Genomic DNA, 14230 nt, shown 5'->3' with positions numbered 1-14230 from the left:
GACATTCCCACACAACCTGTCGCCTCCCTGTCATAGCTTTATATAGTGTTGCAGCGGAATATGCCGTTGCCGCGCGGCTCAGCTCAACCCCATCTGCGTCCAGATCCGCATCACCTCACGCCGCTGGGCATGAAACTGATCGCCGCTGACCACGCCCGCCTGCTTCTGCAAAGCCTGACGATGCGCTGCCGAGCGGTACGCCTTGTAGGCTTCGCGCAACAGGCCGGCGTCCGTGTCAGGCAACAGTCCGGCGTCCTCAAGCCCTTCGAGAATCCGTATGTTGTCGGTGTATTGCAGCAGCGCTGGATGCTCTCTGGACCACGCCAAGGCGGCGTATTGCACCATAAATTCGATATCGACGATACCTCCGGCGTCCTGCTTGAGGTCGAACGGCACCGACGCCTCGAAGGCATTGGCCGCCCTTCCGGCTGCTGTCACGCGGGTGCCGAGGTTGTCGCGCATCTTGCCGCGCATCTCGCTGACCTCTGCGCGCAGCTTGCCCAGATCACGCTCGCGCCCCAGTACATCGGCACGGACTTTTTCGAACTGCTCGCCAACATCGCGACTGCCGGTCATCACCCGCGCACGCACCAGCGCCTGATGCTCCCAGGTCCAGGCTTCATTGGCCTGATAACGGGCGAAGGCCCCCAGCGAACTGACCAGCAACCCGGATGCACCCGACGGCCGCAGGCGCATGTCGACGTCATACAGCTGACCGGAGTTGGTTTGCGTGGTCAGCAAATGGATCACCCGCTGCCCCAGACGAGTGAAGAACTGCGCGGTGTCGATCGGTTTGGCACCGTCGGTCTCGGCCTCCAGATCGCCATCATGAATGAACACCAGATCCAGATCGGAGCCGTGCCCCAGCTCGATGCCGCCGACCTTGCCGTAGCCGACGATCACGAAGCCCGGATCGCACAACGTGCCGTCCGGACGTAAAGGCGTACCGTGCCGGGCCACGCTGTAGCGCCAAGCCAGCGCCAGCACCTGATCGAGAATCGCCTCGGCCAGCCAGGTCAGGTAATCACTGACTTTCATCAACGGCAGGCTGCCGGATATCTCGGACGCCGCAACGCGCAGACTGTGCGCCAGCTTGAAATGCCGCAAGGCTTCCATCTGCTGCTCGAGGTCGTCCTCCGGGATACGAATCAGTCGTTCACGAAGCTCGGCCGCCAGCTCTGGTGCCAACGGCGGATTGAACAGGCGACCTTCATTGAGCAGCTCATCGAGCAGCAGCGGGAAGCGTGCGATCTGCTCCGCAATCCATGGGCTGGCAGCGCACAGGGTCAACAGTTGTCGTAATGCATCGGGGTTTTCGGTCAGCAACACCAGATACGCCGAGCGCCGGGCGACCGCTTCTACCAGCGGCAGCACACGCTCCAGCACCAGGTCGGGCTTCTCATGCTCTACCGCCTGAGCCAGCAACCGAGGGATGAACGCATCCAGCCGCTCACGACTCAGACGCTGCATCGAACGCAGGTTGGGACTGCTGCGCAGGCTGGCCAGATTTTTCAGTGCCTTTTCCGCATCGACGAAACCGGCCTGCAACAGCTGGCGACCCGCGGCTTCCTCGTCCTGGGACTCTTCCCACAGGGGCAGCCACTCGCCACCCACCGCGACTTCACTGTCGTCCTGCTGCTCGTCGTCGGGATCCGAATCGGGGTCGGCGATGACCTGACGGAAATGCCAGGACACCCGACTGCGCCAGTACATAAGGCGCTCGTGAAAACTGACCCAGTCGGCAAAGCCCATGATCAGGGCAATGCGTGCCTGATCCTGATCGTTGTCCGGCAACATTTGCGTCTGACGGTCGGCAATCGCCTGAATGGCGTGCTCGGTGTAACGCAAAAATTCGTAACCCTCGCGCAGCTCTTCAGTCACCGCCGAAGGCAGATAACCCTGCCCTTCAAGGGTTTTCAGCACTTTGAACAGCGGGCGCTGTTGCAGGCTCAGGTCGCGGCCACCGTGGATCAGCTGGAACGCCTGGGCGATAAACTCGACTTCGCGAATCCCCCCCGCACCGAGCTTGATGTTTTCCGCCATGCCCTTGCGCTTCACTTCCTGCTGAATCAGCTGCTTCATGGTGCGCAGCGCTTCAATGGCCGAGAAGTCCAGGTAACGGCGATACACAAACGGGCGCAACATATCCAGCAGCTCGGCACCTGCGGTCTGATCGCCGCCGACCACTCGCGCCTTGATCATCGCGTAACGTTCCCAGTCCCGGCCCTGATCCTGGTAATACTGCTCCAGCGCGTTGAAACTGAGCACCAGCGCCCCGGAAGAACCGTAGGGCCGCAGGCGCATGTCGACCCGGAACACGAAACCATCGACGGTTACCGGGTCCAGCGCCTTGATCAGCCGTTGCCCCAGGCGAATGAAAAACTCCTGGTTATCCAGCGCACGCTTGGTGCCCAGCGTCTCGCCACCCTCCGGGTAGGCAAAGATCAGGTCAATGTCCGACGAAAGGTTCAGTTCGACCGCGCCGAGTTTGCCCATGCCCAGAATGACCATGTGCTGCGGCTGCCCAGAGTGACGACCGGTCGGTGTGCCGAACTGCTCGCAGTGCCGTGGATACAGCCATTGGTAGGCCAGGTCGATCGAAGCATCGGCCATTTCCGATAGATCACGGCAGGTTTCGATCAGATCTGCCTGACGGGTCAGATCGCGCCAGATGATTCGCACTTGCTGGCGTGCGCGCTGCCGACGTAGATTACGCCCCAGCTCGTCATCACTGGTGGCGCTCGACAGGGCATCGGCAATCTGACCGCGCAATTGGCCGGCAGAGAGGCTACGCTCCAGCTCGCCCGAATCGGCCAGTTGCAGGAGCATCTGTGGGTCACGGCAAACTTGCTCGGTGACAAAATCACTGGCGGCGCAAACCCGGTCGAACGCCTTGCGGCGCGCTTCCGGCCAGGCCTCGAAAGACGCCAGCGCGTCCTCCGACAAAGCAGTGAGCGCGGCCTGGAAAGTCTGGCGGGCACGGGTAATCAATGGCAGCAGAATGGCCGGAAATTCAGCCAGTAAAGGTAGGCTCATGGTCTATCCTTGATCGGCGTGCAAACGCCCGTCTGTCATGACGGCAAGACACGTCTGCCAGCACCGCTTGTCGAACAAAGGTTATAAATTGCTGGAAAAATCAAATTAGAAGCATAAAAATCCGCTTTTTCCCTGCAAGATATTCAATAGCAATCAACAGTAACGTTTTAAGTTACAAGACAACAGGAGCGATTGAGTCGCTTCTCTGTAGTTTTACTACTGGGTCCGATACTCGGAGGGCTGAAATCGTCGTCGATTTGTAGTAAAACTACACGCCGCCGGATCCCACCCTCCGGTAATCCAAGAAATTATGTCGTCTGCCCACAAGGCCAGTCGCAAACTCAGGCAACCGATTCTGGAAGCCTTTCCGCCCTGGAGCAAGCCATGCAAGACCTCGATCCCGTCGAAACCCAGGAATGGCTGGACGCCCTGGAATCGGTTCTCGACAAAGAAGGCGAAGACCGCGCTCACTACCTGATGACCCGTTTGGGCGAGCTGGCCACCCGTAGTGGTTCGCAGCTGCCGTACGCCATCACTACGCCATACCGCAACACGATTCCTGTCACCCACGAAGCACGCATGCCTGGCGACCTGTTCATGGAACGCCGCATTCGCTCGCTGGTGCGCTGGAACGCATTGGCAATGGTCGTCAAAACCAACCTGAACGACCCGGATCTGGGCGGCCACATCTCCAGCTTCGCCTCCAGCGCCACGCTGTACGACATCGGCTTCAACTACTTCTTCCAGGCCCCGACCGACGAACACGGCGGCGACCTGATCTACTTCCAGGGTCACGCATCGCCAGGCGTCTATGCCCGTGCGTTCCTCGAAGGCCGTATCACCGAAGACCAGATGAACAACTTCCGCCAGGAAGTCGACGGCAATGGCCTGTCGTCTTACCCACACCCGTGGCTGATGAAGGATTTCTGGCAGTTCCCGACTGTATCGATGGGCCTTGGCCCGATCCAGGCGATCTACCAGGCGCGCTTCATGAAGTACCTGGAGCACCGCGGTTACATCCCGGAAGGCAAGCAGAAAGTCTGGTGCTTCCTGGGTGACGGCGAGACCGACGAGCCGGAATCCCTGGGCGCCATCGCTCTGGCCGGTCGCGAGAAGCTCGACAACCTGATCTTCGTCGTCAACTGCAACCTGCAGCGCCTCGACGGCCCGGTTCGCGGCAACGCCAAGATCATCCAGGAACTGGAAGGCGTGTTCCGTGGCGCTCAGTGGAACGTCACCAAAGTCATCTGGGGCCGTTTCTGGGACCCGCTGCTGGCCAAGGACGTCGACGGTATCCTGCAACGTCGTATGGACGAAGTCATCGACGGCGAATACCAGAATTACAAGGCCAAGGACGGCGCGTTCGTCCGCGAGCACTTCTTCAACTCGCCCGAACTCAAGGCAATGGTTGCCGATCTGTCCGACGACGAGATCTGGAAACTCAACCGTGGTGGCCACGATCCGTACAAGGTTTATGCGGCCTACCACGAAGCCGTCAACCACAAGGGTCAACCGACCGTGGTTCTGGCCAAGACCATCAAAGGTTATGGCACCGGCGCCGGCGAAGCGAAAAACACTGCACACAACACCAAGAAGGTCGATGTCGACAGCCTGCGTCACTTCCGTGACCGTTTCGACATCCCGGTCAAGGACTCCGAACTCGAAGCCCTACCGTTCTACAAGCCGGAAGAAGGCAGCGCCGAAGCCCGTTACCTGAGCGAGCGTCGTGCTGCGCTGGGTGGCTTCGTACCTCAGCGCCGCGCGCAGAGCTTCAGCCTGCCGACGCCGCCACTCGATACCCTCAAGGCCATCCTTGACGGTTCGGGCGATCGTGAAATTTCCACCACCATGGCTTTCGTGCGCATCCTGGCGCAGCTGGTCAAGGACAAGGAAGTCGGTCAGCGCATCGTGCCGATCATCCCGGACGAAGCCCGTACCTTCGGTATGGAAGGCATGTTCCGCCAGCTGGGCATCTACTCGTCGGTCGGCCAGCTCTACGAGCCAGTCGATAAAGAACAGGTAATGTTCTATCGCGAAGACAAGAAAGGCCAGATTCTCGAAGAAGGCATCAACGAAGCGGGCGCCATGTCCTCCTTCATCGCTGCCGGTACTTCGTATTCCAGCCACAACCAGCCGATGATTCCGTTCTACATCTTCTACTCGATGTTCGGTTTCCAGCGTATCGGCGACCTGGCATGGGCTGCTGGCGACAGCCGCACCCGTGGTTTCCTGATCGGCGGCACCGCCGGCCGTACCACGCTGAACGGCGAAGGCCTGCAGCACGAAGACGGTCACAGCCACATTCTGGCGTCGACCATCCCGAACTGCCGCACCTTCGACCCGACTTACGGTTACGAACTGGCAGTGATCATCCAGGACGGCATGCGCCGGATGTTCGAAGAGCAGCAGGACGTTTTCTACTACCTGACCGTGATGAACGAGTCCTACACCCAGCCAGCCATGCCGGCCGGTGCGGAAGAAGGCATCGTCAAGGGCATGTACCTGCTCGAAGAAGACACCAGGGAAGCGGCGCACCACGTCCAGTTGCTGGGCTCGGGCACCATCCTGCGTGAAGTTCGCGAAGCGGCGAAGATTCTCCGTGACGAGTTCAACATCGGCGCTGACGTCTGGAGCGTTACCAGCTTCAACGAACTGCGTCGCGACGGTCTGGCTGTAGAGCGTAACAACCGCCTGCACCCTGGCCAGAAGCCGGAACTGAGCTATGTTGAGCAGTGCCTCAACGGTCGCAAAGGCCCGGTCATTGCATCGACGGATTACATGAAGCTGTTCGCTGACCAGATTCGTCAGTGGGTTCCAACCAAGGAGTATAAAGTTCTGGGCACCGACGGTTTCGGCCGTAGCGACAGCCGCAAGAAGCTGCGTCACTTCTTTGAAGTCGATCGTCACTTCGTTGTGCTGGCAGCCCTGGAAGCTTTGGCGGATCGTGGCGATATCGAACCTAAAGTGGTGGCGGAAGCCATCGCCAAGTTCGGCATCGATCCTGAAAAACGCAATCCACTGGACTGCTAAGAGTCTGCTTCAAGAGCGCTGATCAGAGCGTAAACAGCCGAGGATGCGGAATTTACCTACCGTAAATGAGCATCCAACGCTGTTTCGTTGTAACTGAACCAGCGTATTGGTGAGTGAACAGGTTCTCCTAAGGAGAGACATAGTGAGTGAGTTAATTCGTGTACCCGACATCGGCAACGGTGAAGGCGAAGTCATTGAATTGATGGTCAAGGTCGGTGATCGCATCGAAGCCGACCAGAGCATTCTGACGCTGGAATCAGACAAGGCGAGCATGGAAATCCCTGCTCCCAAGGCTGGCGTCATCAAGGCCATGAAGGTCAAGCTGGGCGACCGCCTGAAAGAAGGCGACGAGCTGTTCGAGCTGGAAGTGGAAGGCGAAGCGGCTGCGGCTGCCGCTCCTGCCCCCGCAGCCGAACCTGCCGCGGCCCCTGCTGCTGCCGAAAAACCGGCTGAAGCTGCACCGGCAACTGCCGCTGCGCCTGCTCCGGCAGCCAGCGCCAGCGTTCAGGACATCCACGTGCCGGACATCGGCTCGTCGGGCAAGGCCAAAATCATCGAGCTGATGGTCAAGGTCGGTGACTCCATTCAGGCTGATCAGTCGTTGATCACCCTGGAATCCGACAAGGCCAGCATGGAGATCCCATCTCCGGCAGCAGGCGTTGTCGAGAGCATCGAAGTCAAGCTGGACCAGGAAGTCGGTACCGGCGACCTGATCCTCAAACTGAAAGTCGAAGGCGCAGCGCCCGCCGCAGCTCCGGCACCTGCTGCCAGCGCACCGGCTGCCGCTCCTGCCAAGGCTGAAGCGGCTGCACCGGCCGCTGCTCCAGCGCCGAAAGCCGAAGCAGCACCTGCTCCGGCTGCACCGGCCAAAGACGGCGCCAAGGTTCACGCAGGCCCGGCTGTTCGTCAGCTGGCACGCGAGTTCGGCGTCGAGCTGAGCGCGGTCAGCGCCACCGGCCCACACGGCCGCGTGCTGAAAGAAGACGTTCAGGTTTACGTCAAGACCATGATGCAGAAGGCCAAGGACGCTCCGGCTGGCGGCGCAAGCGGCGGCTCGGGCATTCCGCCGATCCCGGAAGTCGATTTCAGCCGTTTCGGCGAGATCGAAGAAGTACCGATGACGCGCCTGATGCAACTCGGCGCTTCGGGTCTGCACCGCAGCTGGCTGAACATTCCGCACGTCACGCAATTCGACCAGGCCGACATTACCGACCTGGAAGCTTTCCGTGTTGCGCAGAAAGGCGCTGCCGAGAAGGCTGGCGTCAAGCTGACCGTTCTGCCACTGCTGCTCAAGTCCTGCGCCCACTTGCTCAAGGAGCTGCCGGACTTCAACGCCTCGCTGGCACCAAGCGGCAAGGCTGTGATCCGCAAGAAGTATGTGCACATCGGCTTTGCCGTGGACACCCCGGATGGCCTGTTGGTACCGGTTATCCGCGACGTCGATCAGAAGAGCCTGTTGCAGCTGGCCGCCGAAGCCGCAGCACTGGCTGAAAAGGCACGTAACAAAAAGCTGACTGCAAACGACATGCAGGGCGCGTGCTTCACCATCTCCAGCCTCGGCCACATTGGCGGCACCGGCTTCACGCCGATCGTCAACGCGCCGGAAGTGGCAATCCTCGGAGTTTCCAAGGCCACCATCCAGCCAGTCTGGGACGGCAAAGCCTTCCAGCCAAAACTGATGCTGCCGCTGTCGCTGTCCTACGATCACCGCGTGATCAACGGTGCAGCTGCCGCCCGCTTCACCAAGCGCTTGAGCGAATTGCTGGCGGATATCCGCACAATCCTGCTGTAAGCCAGGCAGGCCCGTCCCCGGACGGGCCTTGCTATACATCTTTGCGAGCTGCCACGCTCGAACCTCAACCCCGCCTTCCAGCGGGGATTTTTTTGCCTGGCTATCACGCCCATGCTCCGCGCTCATTGCTGGATTCTGTGGGAGTGACCGGGGCGGCGATCCGCATTGCTCACGACCATCTTCTGGGGCTGTACGGCCCCCTTCGCGAGCAAGCTCGCTCCCACGACCTTTATCGCGGTGTGAGGTCTGGCTGGCGGGTGATACACTACGCGACATTTTTGTTTTGCAGGTCCACCGTCGTGACTAACACCGCTTTCAATTCTCTGCCTCTGTCCGCTGCCATGCTGGCTAACCTGAAGTCGCTTGGTTACGCCGAAATGACACCGATTCAGGCGCAGAGCCTGCCGGTGATCCTCAAGGGCATGGACCTGATCGCGCAAGCCAAGACCGGCAGCGGCAAGACCGCTGCGTTCGGTATCGGCCTGCTCAACCCGATCAACCCGCGGTTCTTCGGCTGCCAGGCACTGGTCATGTGCCCGACCCGCGAACTGGCGGATCAGGTGGCCAAGGAAATCCGCCGTCTGGCGCGCTCGGAAGACAACATCAAGGTGCTGACCCTCTGTGGCGGCGTGTCTTTCGGCCCGCAGATCGGCTCGCTGGAGCACGGCGCGCATATCATCGTCGGTACGCCTGGGCGTATTCAGCAACATTTGCGCAAGGGTTCTCTGGTGCTGGACGGCCTGAACACGCTGATTCTCGATGAAGCCGACCGCATGCTGGACATGGGTTTCTACGACGCCATCGCCGACATCATCGAGCAGACCCCGCAGCGCCGTCAGACCCTGCTGTTCTCCGCGACCTACCCGGTCGGCATCAAGCAGCTGTCGTCGAAATTCATGCGTGACCCACAGACCGTAAAAGTCGAAGCGCTGCACGCCGACAGCCAGATCGAGCAGATTTTCTATGAAATCTCTCCGGAACAGCGTCTGGAAGCGGTGGTCAAGGTACTTGGTCATTTCCGTCCGGCGTCCTGTGTGGCGTTCTGCTTCACCAAGCAGCAGGTTCAGGAAGTGGTCGACCACCTGACCGCCAAAGGCATGTCTGCCGTCGGTCTGCATGGTGATCTGGAACAGCGCGACCGCGATCAGGTGCTGGCGATGTTCGCCAACCGTAGTACCTCGGTACTGGTCGCCACCGACGTGGCCGCGCGCGGTCTGGATATCGACGCACTGGACATGGTGATCAACGTCGAGCTGGCGCGAGATTCGGAAATCCACATTCACCGCGTAGGCCGTACCGGTCGCGCAGGCGAAAAAGGCATCGCGGTCAGCCTTGTGGCTCCGTCGGAAAGCCAGCGCGCCCGCGCTATCGAAGAATTGCAGAAAGCCCCGTTGAACTGGCAGCAGTACGATCAGCTAAGCGTCAAGGAAGGCGGCAAACTGCTGCCGACCATGACGACGCTGTGCATCGGTTCGGGTCGCAAAGACAAACTGCGCCCGGGCGACATTCTTGGCGCGCTGACCGGCGAAGCGGGTATTGCGGGCACTCAGGTGGGCAAGATCGCGATCTTCGATTTCCAGGCGTACGTCGCCGTCGAGCGCAGCATGGCCAAACAGGCTCTGGAGCGTTTGAACAACGGTAAGATCAAAGGCAAGTCGCTGCGCGTGCGGATTTTGTAAAGTTTATAGTTGACCCTGATAGTCCCTACACTCCGCGCCGAGCATCATATACAGGCCCCGAAGGTCCTGAAAACGCGGTTTTCAGGCCTCTGCCCGTAGGGCGTGGGAGCGAACTTGTTCGCGAAGACGGTAGTTCAGACGATAAATCTTCGGAGAACATACCGGCCCTTTCGCGAATAAGCGAAGCGTCGCCCGGTCCGCTCCCACGGCCTTCGGCCAGAATCAAAAACAGGCTTGTATATAGCTTAGCGCGGAGCATGGGAACGATCGTGACCTACAGATCGAGGAAACACGCTGTGCCCGTTACTGACGTTGTAATCATTGGCGCTGGCGCCGCAGGTCTGATGTGTGCGTTTACCGCTGCCGCTCGCGGGCGCAGGGTGATATTGATCGATCACGCCAATAAACCTGGCAAGAAGATCCTCATGTCCGGCGGCGGACGCTGCAACTTCACCAACATGTACACCGAGCCGGCCAATTTCCTGTCGCAGAACCCGCACTTCTGCAAATCGGCGCTGGCGCGCTACACCCAGTGGGATTTCATTGCGATGGTCGCCAAACATGGCGTGCCGTATCACGAGAAAAAACTCGGCCAGCTGTTCTGCGACAACAAGTCCAGCGACATTCTGGAAATGCTCCTGGAGGAATGCCGTCAGGCCGGTGTCAGCCTGCACATGGACACTTCCGTGCAGCAGATCGACAAAACCGAATCCGGCTACAGCCTGCAAACCACGCTGGGCACGTTGAGCTGCGAGGCGCTGGTCATCGCCACGGGCGGGCTGTCGATCCCGACGCTGGGCGCGACCGGCTTTGGCTATCAGGTCGGCAAGCAGTTCGGCCACACGCTGCTGCCCACCCGCGCAGGCCTTGTGCCGTTCACCATCACCGATCAGCTCAAGGAGCTGTGCACCGAGCTTTCGGGCACATCGGTGGATTGCCTGGTCAGTTGCAACGACACCAGCTTCCGCGAAAACATCCTGTTCACGCATCGCGGCCTCAGCGGTCCGGCGATCCTGCAGATCTCCTCGTTCTGGCAGCCCGGTGACACGGTGGAAATCAACCTGCTGCCCGATCACGATGTGCCCGCCTGGCTCAGTCAGCAACAAGCCGAGCGTCCCAACAGCGAGTTGAAAACCCTGCTGGGCGAGATTTTCACCAAGAAGATGGCCAACCTGATCGCCGAACACTGGTTCGTGTCCAAGCCCATGAAGCAGTACACCCACGCCGAACTGTCCGACATCGCCGAAAAACTGGCGAGCTGGAAGGTGGTCCCGGCAGGCACCGAGGGTTATCGCACCGCTGAAGTGACGCTGGGCGGTATCGATACCCGTGAAGTGTCGTCCAAGACCATGGAGTCGCTGAAATCCCCTGGCCTCTATTTCGTCGGCGAAGTACTCGACGTGAGCGGTCATCTGGGCGGCTTCAACTTTCAGTGGGCGTGGGCCTCGGCCTACGCAGCGGCGCAGTACGTGTGACGTAGTGCGCGTGGCGTAACATCACGACACTGCAAACCGGTATAAATTTTGCCAAGCGGATGTACAGCCAGTCGTTTGGTCTGTACATATCCTCCTGCAGAATTGATCAATTGCGAACAGGGCCGTCAGCTTACCCATGGCATCGAAATCTCTCCGTCATACATTCCGTCGATTGTGGGCGCTGGATAAATTCAGCTATAGCGTTCGAGTCTTTATCGCGCTGACCGGCAGCATGGCGCTGTGCTGGTACCAAAACGAGATGGCATTGCTGATCCCGCTGTTTCTGGGGATTATTGCCTGCGCACTGGCAGAGACTGACGATAGCTGGCAAGGCCGGCTAAATGCTCTGGCCGTGACGCTGGTGTGCTTCAGTGTTGCCGCACTCGCCGTAGAACTGCTCTTCCCCTACCCCTGGCTGTTTGTCTGCTCACTGGCGCTGGCCAGCTTCTGCCTGACCATGCTCGGCGCGCTGGGCGAACGCTATGGCGCGATTGCCTATGGCACGCTGATCCTCTCGGTCTACACCATGATCGGCGTCGATCAGCGCGGCGGTGAGGTACTGGACTTCTGGCATGAGCCGATGCTGCTGGTGGCGGGTGCAGCCTGGTACGGCCTGCTGTCGGTACTGTGGCAGATGCTGTTTTCCAACCAGCCGGTGCAACAGGCGCTGGCCCGGCTGTTCCGTGAGCTGGGGCAGTACCTGAAACTCAAGTCGACGCTGTTTGAGCCGATCCGCACACTCAATGTAGAGGCCCGTCGTCTGGAACTGGCGCAGCAGAATGGCAAAGTGGTCGCCGCGCTGAACTCCACCAAGGAAATCATCCTGAACCGCGTTGGCAGCGGCCGCCCCGGTTCGAAAGTCAGCCGCTACCTGAAGCTGTATTTCATCGCCCAGGACATCCACGAGCGCGCCAGCTCGTCGCACTACCCCTACAACTCACTGGCCGACGCCTTTTTCCACAGCGATGTGCTGTTCCGCTGCCAGCGCCTGTTGCGTCAACAGGGCGTTGCCTGTCAGGCCCTGTCGGAATCCATCCAGTTGCGTCAGCCGTTCGTATACGACCCAAGCTTCGCCGAAGCCATGGAGGACCTGCACGCCTCTCTGGAACACCTGCGCATCCAGAGCAACCCTGCGTGGCGTGGCCTGTTGCGTTCGCTGCGTGCGCTGGCTGCCAACCTCGGCACACTGGATCGCCTGATCAGCGACGCCAGCAACCCGGACGCCGTGGCCGATGCCACCGACAGCAGCCTGCTGGACCGCTCGCCGCGCAACCTCAAGGATGTCTGGACCCGCCTGCGCTTGCAGATGACGCCGACCTCACTGCTGTTCCGCCACGCCCTGCGCCTGCCGCTGGCGCTGACCATCGGTTATGCGATGGTGCACCTGATTCATCCGTCACAGGGCTACTGGATCATCCTGACCACGGTGTTTGTCTGCCAGCCGAGCTACGGCGCCACCCGGCGCAAACTCGGCCAGCGGATCATTGGTACGGCAATAGGTCTGACGGTCGGCTGGGTACTGTTCGATCTGGTTACCAGTCCGATTCTGCAATCGATGTGCGCGGTGTTGGCGGGTGTGGTGTTCTTCGTCAATCGCACCACGCGCTACACCCTGTCGACCGCCGCCATCACAGTCATGGTGCTGTTCTGTTTCAATCAGGTCGGCGACGGTTACGGGCTGTTCCTGCCCCGGCTGTTCGATACGCTGCTGGGCAGCTTGATCGCCGGGCTCGCGGTGTTCCTGTTCCTGCCGGACTGGCAAGGACGACGCCTGAACAAGGTGCTGGCCAACACCCTGACCTGCAACAGCATTTACCTGCGGCAGATCATGCAGCAGTACGCCAAGGGCAAGAGTGACGACCTTGCCTATCGACTGGCGCGACGCAACGCACACAATGCCGACGCTGCGCTGTCGACCACATTGGCAAACATGCTTATGGAGCCCGGTCACTTCCGCAAGGAGGCCGATGTCGGTTTCCGCTTTCTGGTCCTGTCACATACGCTGCTGAGCTACCTTTCCGGCCTCGGCGCGCACCGTGATACACAGTTGCCTGGCGATGTCCGCGAACACCTGATCGATAACGTCGGCGCTACGCTGGCAGCCAGTATCGACGAAATCGCCGCAGGGCTGGCCGAGAAGAAACCTATCGCCGTACAGAGTGACGCAGAGGAAGCACTGGCCGCGCAACTGGAACAGCTGCCGGAAGAGATGGACGAAAGCCAGCGTCTGGTACAGGCTCAGCTAGCCTTGATCTGCCGCCAGCTGGCACCGCTACGCACCCTTGCCGCCCACCTGATCAAAGCTCCGGAGGCTGTTGCAGCCCATGCAGTCTGAACAGCTCGTCGTAGGTGCCGTCGGCCTTCATGGCGGCAATTTCACGATCAAAATCAGCGACGATTTTTGCGTGCTGAGGGTTTTTCAGGCTGACCAGAATATGCAGACTGTTCTCGCTCAACGACCCGGGTAGAAACTCGACACGGTCGCGAACCGCTTCTGGCTCCATCGCCAGGTTATAGCGGGCGACGTATTCGTCCTCCAGTGTCAGGTCTACACGTTCGGCAGCGAGCATGCGTACGGCTGTGGAGAAGTTTTGTACAGGGACCTTCTTGAGCAGACTGTCGCCGTCAAACGCAGGGGAATAGGCATAACCGCGTACAACCGCAATCCTGTAATTGTGCAGTTGCTCATGGGTCCGAACCTCGATAGGCGATTCCTTGCGTTTAATGAAGCGCACCCGATTGAGCAGGTATTCGGCTGAAAACTGGCCAATTTTTGTGCGATCTTCGCTGAACCATGCGTTGATCAGCACATCGTGCCGCCCTTCACTCAACCCCAGCATTGCCCGCGCCCAAGGCACTTGCTCATACAGGGTGGTGTATCCGGCGCGGCGTAACGCCGTATTGACGATATCGGTCGCAAGCCCGCCGTTGAGCAGCAGCGCATCGGTAAAAGGTGGCCAAGGGTCAGCGACGAGGCGCAGTTTCTCGGCTGCACTGGCATGCGCCATCAGCAAAAAGACCAGCAACCCAACCGCTCGAAGCCACTGCGACATGCTCAGGTTCCTGAAAAGGGCGGTATACCCGATTTAATCCTATCGGCAGCAAAACCATCACTCATGAGAGTGCCAGCAGCTTTTAATTGAAGACCTGAAGCGGTCAGTAGACAAGCCGGAAGAAGAACATGCTCAGTAAAGCTGTACGCACATCGTTGACAGCGT

7 protein-coding genes are annotated in these 14230 nt (G+C 59.9%); 5 read left to right on the top strand and 2 right to left on the bottom strand.

Annotated elements, in window-relative coordinates; translation table 11 throughout:
• Positions 1 to 78: 78 nt before the first annotated feature.
• Entirely contained in the window at positions 79 to 3036 is a 2958-nt protein-coding gene (gene glnE, locus LJU29_RS02275) for a bifunctional [glutamate--ammonia ligase]-adenylyl-L-tyrosine phosphorylase/[glutamate--ammonia-ligase] adenylyltransferase (protein ID WP_004666430.1), read from the bottom strand.
• Positions 3037 to 3420: 384 nt separating this feature from the next.
• Here glnE and aceE point away from each other — a divergent pair, with 384 nt between their 5' ends.
• The 5 genes from aceE to yccS all read left to right on the top strand — a co-directional run bounded on the left by aceE (position 3421) and on the right by yccS (position 13347).
• Complete coding sequence (aceE, locus tag LJU29_RS02270) at positions 3421 to 6066, top strand: pyruvate dehydrogenase (acetyl-transferring), homodimeric type (protein ID WP_002551766.1); 2646 nt, start codon at positions 3421 to 3423, stop codon at positions 6064 to 6066.
• A gap of 142 nt (positions 6067 to 6208) precedes the next feature.
• On the top strand, positions 6209 to 7858 hold the full coding sequence (aceF, locus tag LJU29_RS02265; RefSeq protein WP_257111595.1) for a dihydrolipoyllysine-residue acetyltransferase: 1650 nt from the start codon (positions 6209 to 6211) through the stop codon (positions 7856 to 7858).
• Positions 7859 to 8157: 299 nt separating this feature from the next.
• Entirely contained in the window at positions 8158 to 9537 is a 1380-nt protein-coding gene (dbpA, locus tag LJU29_RS02260) for an ATP-dependent RNA helicase DbpA (protein WP_257111594.1), read from the top strand.
• 296 nt (positions 9538 to 9833) lie between these two features.
• Positions 9834 to 11012 (top strand): BaiN/RdsA family NAD(P)/FAD-dependent oxidoreductase, encoded by a 1179-nt coding sequence (locus LJU29_RS02255; RefSeq protein ID WP_057423988.1) that lies wholly within the window; start codon positions 9834 to 9836, stop codon positions 11010 to 11012.
• 136 nt (positions 11013 to 11148) lie between these two features.
• Positions 11149 to 13347, top strand: a complete 2199-nt coding sequence (gene yccS / locus LJU29_RS02250) for a YccS family putative transporter (protein ID WP_257111593.1) — start codon at positions 11149 to 11151, stop codon at positions 13345 to 13347.
• On the opposite strand, the gene LJU29_RS02245 is transcribed toward yccS, so the two are convergent.
• Positions 13310 to 14065 (bottom strand): substrate-binding periplasmic protein, encoded by a 756-nt coding sequence (locus LJU29_RS02245; protein WP_005778817.1) that lies wholly within the window; start codon positions 14063 to 14065, stop codon positions 13310 to 13312. The two genes, yccS and LJU29_RS02245, sit on opposite strands and share 38 nt — an antisense overlap.
• Positions 14066 to 14230: the final 165 nt, after the last annotated feature.

The organism is Pseudomonas ficuserectae (assembly GCF_024584585.1).
Taxonomy (GTDB): Bacteria; Pseudomonadota; Gammaproteobacteria; order Pseudomonadales; family Pseudomonadaceae; genus Aquipseudomonas; species Aquipseudomonas amygdali.
Note: the sequence above shows the minus strand (reverse complement) of the source record. Positions and strands in the feature narration are given on the sequence as shown.

Coding starts and splice junctions, on each gene's coding strand:
- glnE (WP_004666430.1), bottom strand. CDS start 3,036: ATGAGCCTACCTTTACTGGCTGAATTTCCGGCCATTCTGCTGCCATTG.
- aceE (WP_002551766.1), top strand. CDS start 3,421: ATGCAAGACCTCGATCCCGTCGAAACCCAGGAATGGCTGGACGCCCTG.
- yccS (WP_257111593.1), top strand. CDS start 11,149: ATGGCATCGAAATCTCTCCGTCATACATTCCGTCGATTGTGGGCGCTG.
- LJU29_RS02245 (WP_005778817.1), bottom strand. CDS start 14,065: ATGTCGCAGTGGCTTCGAGCGGTTGGGTTGCTGGTCTTTTTGCTGATG.